This is a genomic window from Methyloversatilis sp. RAC08 (assembly GCF_001713355.1).
In the GTDB taxonomy this organism is placed as follows: domain Bacteria; phylum Pseudomonadota; class Gammaproteobacteria; order Burkholderiales; family Rhodocyclaceae; genus Methyloversatilis.
Map to the genome: position 1 here is coordinate 1,448,769 of NZ_CP016448.1, position 16,074 is coordinate 1,464,842.

The 16,074-nt window shown below is 66.0% G+C and carries 12 protein-coding genes; 3 read left to right on the top strand and 9 right to left on the bottom strand.

The window, feature by feature from the left end:
• Positions 1–64: 64 nt before the first annotated feature.
• The 5 genes from BSY238_RS06615 to BSY238_RS06635 form a co-directional block, all read right to left on the bottom strand.
• Positions 65–565 carry a GlcG/HbpS family heme-binding protein gene (locus tag BSY238_RS06615; protein WP_083223945.1) on the bottom strand — a complete coding sequence of 167 codons (501 nt, stop codon included), beginning with the start codon at positions 563–565 and terminating at the stop codon, positions 65–67.
• Positions 566–598: 33 nt separating this feature from the next.
• Positions 599–1,012, bottom strand: coding sequence for a c-type cytochrome (locus BSY238_RS06620; RefSeq protein WP_069038438.1), 414 nt, complete (start codon positions 1,010–1,012; stop codon positions 599–601).
• Between the two features lie 62 nt (positions 1,013–1,074).
• Positions 1,075–1,872 (bottom strand): substrate-binding periplasmic protein, encoded by a 798-nt coding sequence (locus BSY238_RS06625; protein ID WP_069038439.1) that lies wholly within the window; start codon positions 1,870–1,872, stop codon positions 1,075–1,077.
• Positions 1,873–1,876: 4 nt separating this feature from the next.
• Positions 1,877–3,622, bottom strand: coding sequence for a PQQ-dependent dehydrogenase, methanol/ethanol family (locus BSY238_RS06630; protein WP_223300298.1), 1,746 nt, complete (start codon positions 3,620–3,622; stop codon positions 1,877–1,879).
• 268 nt (positions 3,623–3,890) lie between these two features.
• Positions 3,891–4,685, bottom strand: a complete 795-nt coding sequence (locus BSY238_RS06635; RefSeq protein ID WP_223300299.1) for a hypothetical protein — start codon at positions 4,683–4,685, stop codon at positions 3,891–3,893.
• A gap of 368 nt (positions 4,686–5,053) precedes the next feature.
• Here BSY238_RS06635 and chrA point away from each other — a divergent pair, with 368 nt between their 5' ends.
• Entirely contained in the window at positions 5,054–6,421 is a 1,368-nt protein-coding gene (gene chrA / locus BSY238_RS06640; RefSeq protein ID WP_069038440.1) for a chromate efflux transporter, read from the top strand.
• A gap of 105 nt (positions 6,422–6,526) precedes the next feature.
• On the top strand, positions 6,527–7,261 hold the full coding sequence (locus tag BSY238_RS06645) for a YkgJ family cysteine cluster protein (RefSeq protein ID WP_069038441.1): 735 nt from the start codon (positions 6,527–6,529) through the stop codon (positions 7,259–7,261).
• Between the two features lie 256 nt (positions 7,262–7,517).
• On the opposite strand, the gene BSY238_RS06650 is transcribed toward BSY238_RS06645, so the two are convergent.
• On the bottom strand, positions 7,518–9,260 hold the full coding sequence (locus BSY238_RS06650; RefSeq protein WP_223300300.1) for an ATP-binding cassette domain-containing protein: 1,743 nt from the start codon (positions 9,258–9,260) through the stop codon (positions 7,518–7,520).
• 415 nt (positions 9,261–9,675) lie between these two features.
• On the opposite strand from BSY238_RS06650, the gene BSY238_RS06655 reads away from it, so the two are divergent.
• Positions 9,676–10,860, top strand: coding sequence for an AAA family ATPase (locus tag BSY238_RS06655; RefSeq protein WP_069038442.1), 1,185 nt, complete (start codon positions 9,676–9,678; stop codon positions 10,858–10,860).
• A 21-nt stretch (positions 10,861–10,881) separates the two neighbouring features.
• On the opposite strand, the gene BSY238_RS06660 is transcribed toward BSY238_RS06655, so the two are convergent.
• The 3 genes from BSY238_RS06660 to glmU form a co-directional block, all read right to left on the bottom strand.
• Positions 10,882–12,396: a ComEC/Rec2 family competence protein gene (locus BSY238_RS06660; RefSeq protein WP_069038443.1), complete on the bottom strand. Its 1,515-nt coding sequence runs from the start codon at positions 12,394–12,396 to the stop codon at positions 10,882–10,884.
• 286 nt (positions 12,397–12,682) lie between these two features.
• Positions 12,683–14,521, bottom strand: coding sequence for a glutamine--fructose-6-phosphate transaminase (isomerizing) (gene glmS, locus BSY238_RS06665; RefSeq protein ID WP_069038444.1), 1,839 nt, complete (start codon positions 14,519–14,521; stop codon positions 12,683–12,685).
• A gap of 49 nt (positions 14,522–14,570) precedes the next feature.
• Positions 14,571–15,929 carry a bifunctional UDP-N-acetylglucosamine diphosphorylase/glucosamine-1-phosphate N-acetyltransferase GlmU gene (glmU, locus tag BSY238_RS06670; RefSeq protein ID WP_069038445.1) on the bottom strand — a complete coding sequence of 453 codons (1,359 nt, stop codon included), beginning with the start codon at positions 15,927–15,929 and terminating at the stop codon, positions 14,571–14,573.
• Positions 15,930–16,074 lie beyond the last annotated feature (145 nt).

Genomic DNA, 16,074 nt, shown 5'->3' on the forward strand with positions numbered 1-16,074 from the left:
TCGGCGCCAGCGTGCATCCATCTTCTTAGCAAGAAAAAGGCCAGAGAGGTGCCGGCCCAATCCCTCACATCAGGTGCTTGACTGCGTCCAGCGCCTTCTGCGCGCACACCTCATCTTCCTCTTCCGAGCCGCCGCTGACACCGATGCTGCCGATATGCGCGCCCTTCGAGGTCACGATCGGCAGACCGCCTATTATGGTGGTGGTGTGAGGAATCAGCTCGGCGCCGATCACCGTCTTCGACAATTCGCGGAACTGGCGCGTCGAAAACGGCGCGCCGGCCGACGTGTCGGCCTTCAGCTGCGCGACGCGGATGCTGATCAGGATGCTGCCATCCATCCGGCTGAAATGCTTCGGATTGCCGGCTTCGTCGTTGATCGCGATGATCATGCGCCAGCCCTTTTCCTTCGCATGGCGTTCGCACGCGTCGGCCATCAGACGGGCAGTGGCAAGGTCGAGCGTGGGGCGTGCCGACTGTGCCAGCGCGGGTGCGGCCATCAGTGCGCCTGCGCAGGCGAAGGCGGCAAGCAGGCCGCGTGATGCAGCCTTGAATCGTTCGTTGTTCATCAGGTTCTTTCCGGTGAGTCGTGCTGGAGCGGTTCAGTAATACGGAATCTCGTCTTCATCCTTGGCGATCTTGTCAGCCGCCTGCACGCGCAGCGCTTCCTCGCGCAGGAAGGCGATGATCTGCCAGATTTCCTCTTCCTTCAGCGAGTTGGCGAAGCCGCCCATCTGGGTACCGGCACGGCCGTGGGCGATCAGTTCGAACATCTGGCCATCACTGTTCGCGCCACCCGGGCCCCAGGCGCCCTTGACCAGCTGCGGCCCCTTGCCGCCCTTGCCGCGCGAGTTGTGGCACTGCTGGCAGTTGCGGCCGAACAGTTCTTCACCCTTGCCGGCCGCACTGCGATCACCCGCCATCGGATTATTGGCCGGCGCCTGGCCCGGGCCGAACGCCTGCACGCTGCCAGCCAGCGCCAGCAGCAGCACACACCGTGCTGTGTATCGAATCATCTGCCACTCCTTCCTGTTGCAGCCCGCGGGCAGACAACGCCCGCGTGGCCAGTACATCTCCATCATCTGCCGCCGTGCTGCTTGCCGGTCGGCAGTCCGTTCCGCGTGGCGATCGCGTCGAGCGAGCCATCGGCCTGCAGCGCGCCGAGTGCCGCCTCCACCGCCGCTGTCAACGCCGTGTCGCTGCGCCGGCTGACCATGACGAAGCGGGTCTGCAGTGCGGGCGCCTGCAGCGCTTCGCGCACGACCACACCTGCGGGCAATGCATCACCCGCCACCCGTCCTGCCCACAGCAGGCCGGCGCCGACCTGGCCCTTCGCCAGCGCGTCCAGAAGTGCCGCGCTGCCGGAGAACGGCGAGCGGTTGAAGCCGCCGGCCAGCAGGTACAGATCAGCCGGCGTGGCGGTGACCGCGCCGATCTTCTGCGCGCCCACCGCGGCCATCGATCCGATCGCGCTGGCCGCCGGCGTCAGCAGCACGTAGCCGACCGACACATAGGGCTGCGACGCCACCAGTCCGCGTGTCGAGAGGTCGTCATCGCTGCCTTCGGTCACCGGCATGCCGGCGAACAGCTCGCAACTGCCGGCCTGCACCGATTCCTTGAGTGCGCGACCCAGACCGCCGCGCTCCTGCAGCGTGATCCACTGCCAGTGCACCGCGCGGCCAAGACGCGCCGCGATGGCCTGGGCGACATCCACGTCGACACCCACCGGTGGGAGCGTGCGCGAAGAGAACGGCGGGTTCTGTTCGACCACGCACACGGCGAGCGCGGCGGGCGCCCCGCCCGCCGACATCGGCAGCGCGGCACACGCCAGCAACCCGAACAGGCATCGCAATGAACGTGCCGCGCTGCGCGTCATGCGTTCAGTCCGCAAGACCGAACACCATCATTCCGCCGCCGCGGTTCTGCTGCTTGAACAGCTCGCCGTAGACCAGCGGCCACAGGCTGCCGCCGCCCGGGCCATACACGATGGCGACGTACTGCTTGCCGTCGACCGTGAAGGTGGTCGGGTTGCCGTGGATGCCGGTACCGACGTTGAAGCGCCACAGCGTTTCGCCCGAGTCATCGCGCATGGCCGAGAAGAAGCCTTCGGCATCACCCGAGAACACCAGACCGCCGGCGGTCGCCAGCAGGCCACTGGTGGCCGGCGTGCTCTGCGGACGCGACCACACCTGTTCGCCGGTGGTGGCGTTGAACGCCTTGATGCCGCCGGTGTACGGGTTGGCCTTCAGCACCCTGGACGACAGGAACCACTCGCCGCGCTTCCATTCCATCTTCTTGGCCTGGACGTCCATCGAGCTGTCGATGAAAGGTACATACAGCAGCTTGGTCTGCGGGCTGTAGGCCGCCGGGTGCCATTCCTTGCCGCCGTCGAGAATCGGGGCGATGTCGGTGGCGATCTTGTCGTAGCCGGGCACCTTGTCCGGATTGACGATGGGGCGGCAGTTGTCCTTGAAGCCGGTCACCCAGTTCACGCGCGCAATCGGCACCACCCAGTTGCACTTGCCATTGGTGCGGTCGATCGAATACAGGTGGCCATTGCGGTCACCGTGCAGCCACACCTTGCGGCCCTTCTCGTCGTCGACCAGGATGGTTTCGTTGTTGCCGTCGTAATCCCAGGCATCGTTCGGCGTGTACTGGAAGTGGAACTTGATCTTGCCGGTCTTCGCGTCCATCGCCAGCGTCGAGTTGCTGTACAGGTTGTCGCCCTTGCGCACCGACGGATCGAAGTCGGGCGACGGATTGCCGACCCCCCAGTAGATCGTGTTGGTCTTGGCTTCGTAGTTGCCGGTCAGCCAGGCCGACGCGCCACCGGTGCGCCACGAATCGTTGGCCCAGGTGGCGGCGTGCGGGTCGCTCGGGCTGTTCGGCCGGGTCAGCGTCTGCCAGACGATTTCGCCGGTATCCGGATCGAGCGCAGTGATCTTGCCGACGTTGCCGCCGACATCACCGCCCGAATTGCCGACCACGATCTTGCCGTCGGCCACCAGCGGCATCGACGTGTAGATTTCGCCGCTGGTGTAGTCGCCCATCTTCTTTTCCCACACGACACGGCCGGTGGTGTTGTTCAGCGCGACGATGTGGGTATCGAGCGTGGCCATGTAGACCATGTCCTTGTACACCGCGACACCGCGATTCACCGCTTCGCAGCACAGGCGCGGGCCGAGGTCACCCGGCAGCGAGCGCTCGTACTTCCAGATCATGCGTCCGGTCGAGCCATCGAGCGAGAACACCTTGTTCTGGCTGGCGGTGACGTAGATGCGGCCATTCACCACCGTGGTCTGGCTGACCTGCGCGTCATTGACGCCGAACGACAGATTCCACTTCGGCACCAGCTTCTTCACGTTGTCGCGCGTCACCTGACCGAGCTGCGAAAAGCGCCAGCCCTGATAGTCCTTGCCGTAGTGCAGCCAGTTGTTGGCGTCCTTGTCGGCGTGGATGAGCATGTCGTCGCTGACGTAGTTCGGACGCCACTTGAAGGTGGCTTCGAGCACGTTCACGCCGAGCGGCGGTTCCGGATCTTCGGCCTGCACGGCGGCATTCAGGCCGAACATCGCGACCAGGCAGGTCAGGACAGGTCCGGCAAGGCGACCGGTTTGCTTGTTCATGGGTTCTCCTCCGTTTTTTTCGGATGCGCACAGCGGCATCCGGCGACAACGCGCGTGAGAATAATTGCATCATCCATGCCAGAATCGAGCAGGCCGGGCACGACGGCGCCGTACGGGAAAAAATCCTTTGTGATCAATGCGGGTAAATTTCCCCAAACGAAACGGGGTTATTCCTGCAGCAGGCGGGCGCACAGCAGGATGAGACGAACGTCTCAGCGCGCAGAGGCTACAGGTGTCTCAGGGATGCGGGCGCAGGCGCGCCCGCCGGTCAGCCCTTCGGACCAAGGCCGAAGAAGGTGCGGAAGCGGTCCCAGCGGCGCTTGAACCAGGCCTTGGGCGTGTCCTGCACATAGTAGGTCAGCATGAGGGTCCAGCGTTCGCCGTCGGCTTCGGTGGTGCGGCGCGCGCTGTGCCAGCTTTCCCGCTCCATCACGGCGAAGGCGTAGCCGCTGGCCGGCATGAAATCCATCGCGATGGTCTTCTCAGCCTCGGGCCCTGTGCGACCGTAGTGGAACACCGTGCCGATGTGGCGCTGCGAGGCGTCCTTCGGCAGATAGAACTGCACCGTGATGGCCTTGGCCATCACGTCGGCGTGGATGCCGATCTGGTAGCCAGGCAGGTCGCACACCAGGATGGGGATGGGGTACAGATCGATCTGGTCGATGCTGCGGCCGAAGCGGGTTTCGAGTGACTGTCTGAACTTGAGCTTGAATGCGTCCTGCATATCGCGCGAACGCAGCACGCGCGAGATCGAGCTCCACAGCGCGCGCTGTTCGGCCGGCAGCCGCCACAGATGTTCAGGGTACAGATACATGCGCCGCCGGGCGCTGCTGCCGTCGGCGCGCATCGCGTCCTTGTGGCGCAGATCGTGGAAGCGCTCGCGCGCCGGTATCAGCGCAAGCAGCCGCTCGTAGAAGACGGGCGAGAATACGTTCTGCATATAGATATGCTCGAACGGCGAAGTCTGCAGCGCGCTTGCTGTCACGGCACGCAGCATCGTGGCGTCGGGCGCGGGGTCGTTCGCAGCAGCGTCAACCGGAACGGACAGGGAAGGCTGGGACATGATCGATGGCCTGGCAGCAAAAACTGGCCGCAGGATAGCGCGATGCGCGGCGCCCGTCAGCGGGCTGGTGTTGCGCGGATGCTGCAGCATCGCCGGGGCGCAGCGTCATGAAGCTGCGGTACGCTCGGGGTGCGGCACGTGTGGCGCGGCGTCCTGTGGGAGCTGTTCCTGTGGGAGCTGTTCCTGTGGGAGCTGTTCCTGTGGGAGCGGCGGCCTCGCCGCGATCGTGCCGCGACCATCGTTGTACAGAGTGCGTATCGCGGCGAGGCCGCCGCTCCCACAGGGCGCCGCTCCCGCACGACCGCGATTAGCGTCCACACTCCCTGTCCAACCCTGCCGCCCGCACCACCGCACTGATCAAGCTCACCATGCCGCTGCCCGACACTGCCGACGCCGCCCGCCCCGCTCCGACCGTGCCTATCGGCGACGCCTTCCTGTTCTGGCTCAAGCTGGGCTTCATCAGCTTCGGCGGGCCGGCCGGGCAGATTTCCATCATGCATCAGGAGCTGGTCGAGAACCGGCGCTGGATTTCCGAGCGCCGCTTCCTGCATGCGCTCAACTACTGCATGTTGCTGCCCGGCCCCGAGGCCCAGCAGCTGGCGACCTACATCGGCTGGCTGATGCACCGAACCCGGGGCGGCATCATCGCCGGTGCGCTGTTCGTGCTGCCGTCGCTGTTCATCCTGATCGCACTGTCCTGGGTGTACATCGCTTTTGGCGACGTGCCGCTGGTGGCCGGTCTGTTCTACGGCATCAAACCGGCGGTGACCGCCATCGTGCTGCAGGCGGCGCATCGCATCGGCTCGCGCGCACTGAAGAACAACTGGATGTGGGCGATCGCCGGCGCGTCCTTCTTAGCCATCTTTGCGCTCAACGTGCCCTTCCCGGCCATCGTCGCCGCGGCGGCGCTGATCGGCCATGTCGGCGGGCGCCTCGCGCCGGATACATTCAGCGCAGGCGGCGGGAACGGCAAGGTGGTCAAGTCGTTCGGCCCGGCGCTGATCGACGACGACACCCCGACACCCGAGCACGCACGTTTCCGCTGGTCACGGCTGGCGCGCGTGGCGGCCATCGGTGCGCTGCTGTGGGTGATTCCGATGGCGCTGCTGACGCTGCATTTCGGTTGGGGCCACACGCTGACGCAGATGGCGTGGTTCTTCACCAAGGCCGCGCTGCTCACCTTCGGCGGCGCCTATGCGGTGCTGCCCTATGTGTATCAGGGCGCGGTCGGACACTATGGCTGGCTCACGCCGACGCAGATGATCGACGGCCTTGCGCTCGGCGAAACCACGCCCGGCCCGCTCATCATGGTGGTGGCCTTCGTCGCCTTCATCGGCGGCTACCTCAGTGCCGAAATGCGGGCGCTGTTCGGCCCGGACGGCCTGTTCCTCGCAGGCGCGGTGGCCGCAACACTGGTCACCTGGTTCACCTTCCTGCCGTCCTTCCTGTTCATCCTGGCCGGCGGCCCGCTGGTCGAATCGACGCACGACGACCTGAAATTCACCGCCCCGCTGACCGCCATCACCGCCGCGGTAGTCGGCGTCATCGTCAATCTGGCGCTGTTCTTCGGCTACCACGTGCTGTGGCCGGACGGCTTCGACGGCCGCTTCGACGCGCTGTCGGCGCTGATCGCGGCCGGCGCCGCGGTGGCACTGTTCCGCTACAAGCGCAACGTCATGCACGTGATCGCAGGCTGTGCGGTGGTCGGGCTGGTGGCGAAAACCCTGTTCGGATGAGCGTCGGGTGCTGCGGCATCGGCATCGTTTGCGATGCATCAACCGCCGCTGCCGCGACCTTCCCTACAGTGCGACGCTGGGGTCTTACGGACGGAGCGGCACGGCATGGCACACGACGACGACAACCTGCGCTTCTTCCGCGCGCGGCATGCGGCCTTCGCGCAGATACTCGACGCGCACAACGACGATGAAGCGCTGCTGGCGCATCTGCTCGACGAGGCCTTCGACGGCTTCGACCAGGCGCTGCAGGCGCGGACCGATACCGGTGCACCACTCGCCTGCGACCGGGGGTGCGCCACTTGCTGCACGCTGCGCGTCACCGCCACAGCACCCGAAGTGCTGCACGTCGCACGTCATCTCATGGCCTGCGATCCGGCGGTCTGCCGGCGCGTCGTGCAGCGCATCGCCGAAGCCGACGCGCGCACGCGCTTCGAAGGCGAAGCGCAGCGGGTGGCGCAGCACAGCCCCTGTCCTTTTGTCGTCGACGACGACGGCGCCTGTGTCATCTACCCGGTGCGACCACTGGCCTGCCGCGGCCACGCCTCGCACGACCGCCATGCCTGTTCGCTCGCCGCCTGCGGGCAGGTCGACGACATCCCGTATTCCGTAGCCCACCGCATGGTGCGCAGCCTGGTGCAGAACGCGCTGCAGGCCGCGCTGCGCGACGCCGGCTACGCCTGGGGCGCCTACGAACTGAACCACGCGCTGATGCTGGCCATGTCGCAACCCGGAAGCGAGGCCGCCTGGCGCGCCGGGGAAGACGTATTCGCCGACGCCCAGATCGACGACGTCAGCCCGGCCGAAATGGCCAGCACCTTCGACTGGCTCAAAGGGGCGTAGCGCCCGGGCAACGTCCGTTGTTGGGCATCGCTGCGCTCACCCCAACCTACGGATACGGCGCCACTGTAACGCACCACCCCACCCACACATCGCCGCCCCGCCCCCCGTAGGTTGGGGTGAGCGCAGCGATGCCCAACATCCCCACCCAAAACCTCGCAACACCACCCCACCCACACGTCGCCCCCCCACCCAATCATCGCGGACATCGACCTCATATCGCGGCCATCCGACACGTGCCACGCCACCGTACGGCGATTCAATTCACCCGCCGCGCCAGCACTTCGTCGCGCGGCCCCGCATCGACCACGCGCCCGGCATCCACCACGACGACGGTATCGAAGCGCGCGAGCAGGCTGGGGCGATGCACCGAGGCGACGATACAGGCCGACGGGAAGGCGGCGACGATGCGGTCGAATACGCGTGCTTCGGCCAGCGGATCGAGTGCGCTGGTCGGTTCGTCGAGCAGCAGCAGCGAGCTGCCCTGCGCCGCCAGCGCACCGCGGGACAGCGCCAGTCGCTGCCGCTGTCCGCCCGACAGATTGCCGCCGCGTTCGCTCAGGCCGCTGTGCAGCCCGTCGGGCAGGCGTTCGAGCACCTCGTCGAACACGCCGGTATGCATGGCCGATGTGAGCGCCGCGGCATCGGCCGGCTGGCCGAACGTGAGGTTCTCTTCCACGCTGGCTTCGAACACTTCGGCTTCCTGCGGGATCAGCGTGGCCAGCGAGCGCAACTCGGCCCACGGCACCGGCACGCCGTCGCGCAGCAGTTCGCCGTGCTGCGGCGGGTAGAGGCCGGCCAGCGTGCGCAGCAAGGTACTCTTGCCGCCGCCGCTCGGGCCGATCAGCGCGACGCGCGCACCGCGCCGCAATTCCAGATCCACGCCATGCAGTCCGCCGCGCGTGTCGTCCCCATAGCGCCAGGTGGCGCCGCGCAATGCCAGCGTCTGCCAGGGCGCATAGGGCAGCACGGCCGGCACGGTCGCGTCGGGGTCGGCCGGCGCCGCCCAGATCGGCTCAGCGCTGCCGTAGTCGGTGTGCATGCGCGCGAAGCTCTGGAAGTTCGACGCCATCGAGCCCACCACGCCGGCCGCCTGCTGCGCGTACTGATAGATCATGAACACCGTGCCCAGCAGCACCGCCTGACCCGGCTGGCGCGTCTGCACGACATAGACCACCACCAGTATCCACGTGAGCCCCATGCCGAGCAGATCCACCGTGAACCACTTGCCTTCGTTCACCATCACGGCGCGGCGCAGCGGCGCCATCACCGCGTCCATGCGCCGGCCGAGCAGCGTGCGCGACGCCGCCTGCAGGCGCAGGCCGATCACCGTGCCGGCATTGCCGACGAAATCGAGCAGTGCCGCGGCATAGCGGCGCTCGGCGTCGTTCTCGGCACGGGCGAGCTGCATCAAGGTACGGTCGAAGCGCAGGATGATGAATGAGATGACGACATAGCCGGTGATCGCGATCGCCCCGCTGGTGCGCGACAGCAACGCCAGCGCGACCAGGGGACCCACGAAGTTGAAGGCGTTCTGCAGATAGCCGAACTGGTTCTGCGCGAAATCCGACAGCGCCCGGCTGGCCTGCATCACGCGGTGCTGCAGCTCGCCCGAATGCCGCCCGTCGCGCCAGGCCAGCGGCGCCGCGGCGATGCGCGCGTACAGCTGATCGGCCAGCCGAACGCGCACCCGCACCCCCACGTTGCGCTCCAGCACCCGACCCGGCCCGTGCAGCAACCACGACAGCAGATAGATGCCGATCAGATAGGCGATCCAGCGCCCGGCCGTCGCCATGTCGCCCTGCTGCAGCGCATTGATCGCCTGCGCCGCAAGCCAGGGCATGGTGAGCCGCATCAGTTGCGCGCCGGACAGCAGCGCGGCTGCGCCCAGCATCTGCGGCCGCACGCCCTCGGCATGGCGCCACAGCGCGCGATACAGATCGCGGGCGGCGGTGGGGAGGCTGATGGCGGGCTGAAGAGGAACAGCGTTGGGTGAAGACATTCGGGAATTGTGACCTAGGCCGATTCCTCGGACCACGAATCACTTGAGAAGAAGAGCGTCGTAGCTGTTGTTTCAGAGACTCAGGACAACCGGTGCGTGGTTCTGCGCGTGAGGCCGCCCGCTAATCCTTTATCTTGCCGAGCGTCGACGGTGCACCTGCACCAGCCGCGCAACTCGCTCGCAAACATCAAATGAGAACTTCCGTGATCTCTTCGTGGCTTCAACTTCTTCAAAGTCGAAGCCTCCGCGATAACAGGGGCGATTTAGCTTTTCGATTGACGCGTCGCTCGGCGCGATGGCGATGACCGGCATGTCGCGGTCGCCCCTCGTCGGCGAGCAGTCGACACCTCAAACTATCGACTTTTATCTGAAATAAGATAAATTATCCGAATTCAGATAATTTTGGATAATCGCGATGATCGCCTTCCCCCGTACTGCGCTGGCCCAAGAGTTGGTGGCTGCATTGCAGGGCAAGACCCTGCTCGGCGATGCCCACAACGGGCTGTTTCTGGCCGCACCACGGCGCACCGGCAAATCCACCTTCCTGCAGGGTGACCTGCAACCGGCCCTGCAAGCGGTGGGCGTGGTGGTCGTCTATGTGGACTTGTGGGCGGATACGCGGCGCGACCCCGGCGCGCTGATCGCCGAAGCCATTGCCCGGGCACTGCAGCCTCAACTGAGCCTGGTGGCGCGCACGGCGAGGAAGGCGGGCCTGGACAAGGTGAAGGTCGGCGGGCTTGAGGTGGACACCAGCAGGATAGGCAAGGTCGATGGCCTCACCTTGACCGACGCATTGCGACTGCTGCATGAAAGTGCGGGCCAACCGGTGGCGTTGATCATCGACGAAGCCCAGCATGCGCTGACCAGTGACGCGGGTGAGGCGGCGATGACGGCACTGAAATCCGCGCGTGACCAGCTCAACAAGCCGGGTGCCGTCAATCTGATGCTGGTCATGTCGGGCTCTGACCGCGACAAGCTGCTGCGACTGGTCAACACCGCAGGCGCCCCGTTCTACGGTTCGCAAATACAGCGCATGCCGCCGCTGGGGCCGGACTTCATCGCTCACGTGGCAGGCCTGATCGAGGCGCAAAGACCTGAACTGGGGACGGTGGATCAGACCTTGCTGCAGCAGGCCTTCGAAATGTTCGGATTCAGGCCACAGTTTTTCATGGCGGCATTGGGTCAGGTGCTGAGCCCCCTCGCCGCCCTGAGCGGACGTTTCGAACCCGCCCTGCTTGAGGCGGCCATGCGGCAGCAAGCACAGGATGAAGCGCAGATGGAATCCGACTACCTGGGGCTCCGGCCTGTCGAGCAGGCGGTGCTCTGGCGCATGCTGGCGCAGGGGCCGATGTTTCGGCCTTACGACGCCGAGGCACTGCGCTTTTACCGCGACAAGTCAGGCCAGCCGGTCAGTGTGACGCAGGCACAGAAGGCACTGGAATCATTGCGCCAGCGCATGCCGGCACTGGTGTGGAAATCGGCACGCGGCGAATACGCTCTGGAAGATGCCGCCATGCACCGCTGGTTCGAAGCGCGTGTGGGCACCGAAACCTGGCCACCCAGCCCACCTCAGGGGATGCTTCCCCTGGAAGACGATTGACTGCTGCCGGTAGCGGTACGTCTAATCCGTCCGCACCAACTCCCCCTTCGCATTGAACGCATACCGAAACGAGAACCACTTTTCCAGCTCCGATCCGGTCTCGATGCGGAAGGCTGTCATCAGCCGCTCGCCGTCGGTCTTCAGGTAGATCGCGCCGTACACCTCCACATTGCTGCGCGCCAGTTCCTTCACGTCGAGCTTGATGGCGTCGAGCGCTTCGGATGACAGCGTGGTGGCCAGGGCGTCGATGCGGTCGAGCAGTTTCTGCACCTGCGCGCCGTCTTCGAGCGGGCGCGACGAGCGCTGCAGTTCGGTGGACAGGATGACGGGCGCGTCGCCGCGGCCGTAGCGGCCGAGGCGGCCCAGCAGGTCGGGGCGCGGATGGACGTGCCCTTCCTGATCGCCCGATGAAATGATGAAGGCGGCCGGATTGACTGCGGCGAGAAAGGCGTCGGTCACCTTCTCGGAGCCGTGGTGACAGGATTTCATCACCTCGGAGCGGAAGGTTTTCTGCGCCTCGGCCACCATGGCGTCGTGGTCGGGCGTGCCGGGTTTCGGGAACGTGGCGCGGCCGGTGTAGTGCTGCAGCAGGAACTTCTCAGCCGGCTCGTTCAGGTCGCCGCCGAACAGCACGGAAAACTGGCCGTACTGCAGCCTGAGCAGCACCGAATGACCGTTCTTCGTTTCGCCGTAGCTCTTCAGGCGGCGCAGGGCAGGCTTGCCGCCGGGCCCTTTTTCGACCACCGGCCCGAGCACTCGGATGGTGTAGCCGCGCCGGTTCGACGGCGCGAAGTCAGGCATCCACGCGATGCCGCCTTCGCGTTTGGCATGATCGGTCGACAGCATGCGCAGGGTGCCGATCTTCGGGTTCTGCAGCGCCGCCTGCATCAGCTTAGGAAACTCGTAGCGGGTGTTGGCCGGCAGCGCACCGAACAGGCGCGTCAGGTCGGCCTTGTCGACCGCGAGCGCGGTCACGTACGACACGCCGCTTGCCGGGTCACGCACCGGTTCGCCGCCGAGCTTGGCCCAGGTGCCGGTGACGGCGCGTTCGACCAGGCCGTTGTGATAGACCGTTTTGAAGCCGATCTTGTGGTCGCTGAACAGCGCCTGGAAGCCGAGATAGTGGTCGTTGTCGGGATGCGTCACGACCGCCGCGTGGAAGTTGAAGCCGCGGTAGCTCTTGAACCGTGCGTTCAGGAAGGCGCGCATATTGCCCTCCTTGCCGGCGTCGATGACGATGATGCGTTCGTCCTTGCCGGTTTCGGGCGAGATGAGCACCGCGCCGTCGCCCTGCCCCACGTCGACGAACACGATTTCGAGCGGGCGCCGCTCGACGGTGTCTTCGGCCGCGATGTACAGCGTGCGGCGCTTGTCGGGCGAGCGCGCCGCCCAGTCGATCTCGAGCCGGCCGTCATCCAGCGTGCGCTTCACCGTGAGGTAGTCGCCCCAGATGACTTCGCGCACCTTGCGGCCGGCCTCGTCATGGAGCCAGGTCTTCTTGCCGTCCTTGCGCAACGCGACGAACCGGTGTGCCATGGCATTCCCCTGCGGAGTCAGGTGCGAGTGAAATGAAGCCGCGGCGTGGCCCCGGGACGCGGATCGGGTGCGCCAGGCGGACTCGTGTGGTCAAAACTAGCACAAGGACAACGGCGTAGCCTGAACCGCACGCGATACGACGGGCTTTGGCGGACTTGTCCACACGGCAGGGTTCGCCCGCCGCTTAGTTTCAGGCAGCAATCGCGAGCAAGCTCGCTCCCACAAAAGACCCGGCTGCGATTGCGGTTCGGGGAATCGGCTCAGGCGAGCCGCCGCCCCTTCGGCTTCACTCCACCGTCACGCTCTTCGCCAGATTGCGCGGCTTGTCCACATCGGTGCCCTTCACCAGTGCCGCGTGATAGGCCAGCAGCTGAAGCGGGATGACGTGCAGCACCGGTGACAGCAGGCCGTAGTTCTCCGGCATGTTCAGGATGTGCAGGCCTTCGCCTTCGACCATTTCGGTGCCGGCGTCGGCGATGACGTACAGTTCGCCGCCGCGCGCGCGCACTTCCTGGATATTGCTTTTCAGCTTCTCGATCAGCGCGTCGTTCGGCGCGATGGCGATGACCGGCATGTCGCGGTCGACCAGCGCCAGCGGGCCGTGCTTCAGTTCGCCGGCCGGGTAGGCCTCGGCGTGGATGTAGGAAATTTCCTTCAGCTTCAGCGCGCCTTCGAGCGCGATCGGGTAGTGCTGGCCGCGACCGAGGAACAGCGCGTGCTGCTTCATTGCGAAGCGTTCGGCCCAGGCCTGGATCTGCGGCTCGAGTTCGAGCACGCGGGTGACCGCGCTGGGCAGATGGCGCAGCGCCTTCAGGTATTTCTCTTCCTGCGCGACGCTGAGCGTGCCGCGCGTCTTGGCGACCGCGAGCGTCAGCAGCGCAAGTGCAGCGAGCTGGGTGGTGTAGGCCTTGGTCGAGGCGACACCGATTTCCGGGCCGGCGCGGGTGATGAAGCGGAGCGACGACTCTCGCACGATGGCCGATTCGGGCACGTTGCAGATCGACAGCGTGTGCAGCATGCCGAGCGACTTGGCGTACTTCAGCGCGGCCAGCGTATCGGCGGTTTCGCCCGACTGCGAAATGGTGACGACCAGCGTATCCGGGTCGGCGACCGGCTTGCGGTAGCGGTATTCGCTGGCGATTTCGACGCTGCATTCGATGCCGGCGACGTCTTCGAGCCAGTAACGGGCGACCAGACCGGCGTGGTAGCTGGTGCCGCAGGCGAGCACGAGCACGCGGCGCACCGAGCGGAACACATTGTCGGCCTCGGCGCCGAACAGATTGGGCGTGATCGAGCGCGCCTGGGCGAGCATTTCCAGCGTGTTCGACAGCGCGGCCGGCTGTTCGAAAATCTCTTTCTGCATGTAGTGGCGGAAGTTGCCCAGTTCGACCGCGTCGGCCGACAGCTGGCTCACCTGCACCGCGCGCTCGACCGGCGTACCGTCGAGCCGGAACACGCGCATCGAGGTGCGCGTGAGTTCGGCCATGTCGCCGTCTTCCAGATAGACCATGTTGCGCGTGACCTGCAGCAGCGCCGACGTGTCGGACGCGGCGTAGTTGCCGTTGTCCGACAGGCCGAGCACCAGCGGTGAGCCGTGGCGCGACACGACGATGCGCGAATCTTCGCCCTCGGTGACGATGGCGATGGCGTAAGCGCCGATCAGTTCGTTGCAGGTGGCGCGCACGGCGTCGATCAGATCAGGCGTGGTCTTCAGGTGGTGACGCACCAGGTGGGCGATCACTTCGGTGTCGGTTTCCGAAGTGAAGGTGTAGCCCAGCCCGGTCAGGCGGGCGCGCAGCGGCTCGAAGTTTTCGATGATGCCGTTGTGCACCACGGCCAGACCCTCACTGATGTGCGGGTGGGCATTGCGCTCCGACGGCACGCCATGCGTTGCCCAGCGCGTGTGGGCGATGCCGATCGATGCTTCGAGCTTCTGTTCGTCGGCCTGGGCGGCCAGTTCGGCGACACGGCCGACCGAGCGCAGGCGGCGCAGTTGCGTGCCCTGGGCGCCGTTGAGCACGGCCAGCCCGGCCGAGTCATAGCCGCGGTATTCGAGTTTGCGCAGTCCTTCGAGCAGGACAGGGACGATATTCTGGCCGGAGATGGCCGCGACGATGCCGCACATGGGTCAATCCTTTAAGCAGAGCTGCGCAAGATTCGGGTAGGGAAAAGCCTTACTTCTTCTTCACCGGCCGGGTCCAGCCGGTGATCGTGATCTGGCGGGCGCGGGCAATCGTGAGCTGGCCCGGCGGTGCGTCCTGGGTCAGCGTGGTGCCGGCGCCCAGCGTGGCGCCACGGCCGACGGTGACCGGCGCCACAAGCTGGGTATCGGAGCCGATGAACACGTCGTCTTCGATCACGGTACGGAATTTGTTCGCGCCATCGTAATTGCAGCAGATGGTGCCGGCACCGATGTTCACGCGGCTGCCCACGGTGGCGTCGCCAACGTAGGCCAGGTGGTTGGCCTTGCTGTGGGCGGCGATGTCGCTGTTTTTCACTTCGACGAAATTGCCGATGTGCACATCTTCGGCCAGTCTGGCGCCGGGGCGCAGGCGGGCGTACGGGCCGAGCTGGCAGCCGGCGCCGACTGTGGCGTCATCGAAGTGGCAGAACGGCGCGATGCGCGTGCCGGCGGCGATGGTGACGTTGCGCAGCACCGAGTGGGCACCGACGACAACGCCGTCGCCCAGTTCGACGCGACCTTCGAAGATGCAGCCGATGTCGATCTCGACGTCACGCCCGCAGATGAGCTCGCCGCGCACGTCGATGCGCGCCGGGTCGCGCAGCGTGACGCCCTCATTCAGCAGGCGCTCGGCGTTCTCGCGCTGATGGGTGCGTTCAAGGTCGGCAAGTTGCGCCTTGTCGTTCACGCCGAGCGTTTCCGAAACCCGCGCCGGTTGCGTGCTCACCACCGGCACGCCGTCGCGCACCGCGGCGGCAACCACGTCGGTCAGGTAGTACTCGCGCTGCGCGTTGTCGTTCGACAGGTGCGTCAGCCAGCCGGCCAGCCGTGCGCCAGGCACCACCATGATGCCGGTGTTCACTTCATGGATCTTGCGCTCGCCCTCGGTCGCGTCCTTCTGCTCGACGATGCGCACGATGCGCCCGGCGGCGTCGCGCACGATGCGACCGTAGCCGGTGGGGTCGTCAAGGGTGACGGTCAGGATGCCGAGCTTGTCGTCGCTGGCCGCTTCGGCCAGCTTGACCAGCGTGTCGGCGCGCAGCAACGGCACGTCGCCATAAAGAATGAGCACTGGTTCTTCGCGCGAGAGCGCCGGCATCGCCTGCATCACCGCATGGCCGGTACCCAGTTGTTCGGCCTGCAGCGCCCAGTCGACCTGCAGATCGGAGAAGGCGGCCCGTACGGCATCGCCGCCATGGCCATACACCACACAGGTGCGCGAGGGATTCAGCGAAGCCGCGGTACGCAGCACATGCCCGAGCAGCGGGCGGTCGGAAAGCGGTTGCAATACCTTGGGCAGCGCGGAACGCATGCGCTTGCCCTGACCGGCGGCGAGGATAACAATCTGCATCGGACACCCTGTAGCGGAAAACCGCATCAACTCTAGCATTGGGGGACATTGGCCTGCTGCGCAGCAGTTCTCGCACAGCCGGGAAAGTGGTCCGACAATGCAACCTGAGCCCGCGCGTGCGGACCAATGAAGGCTATGGCTTCGA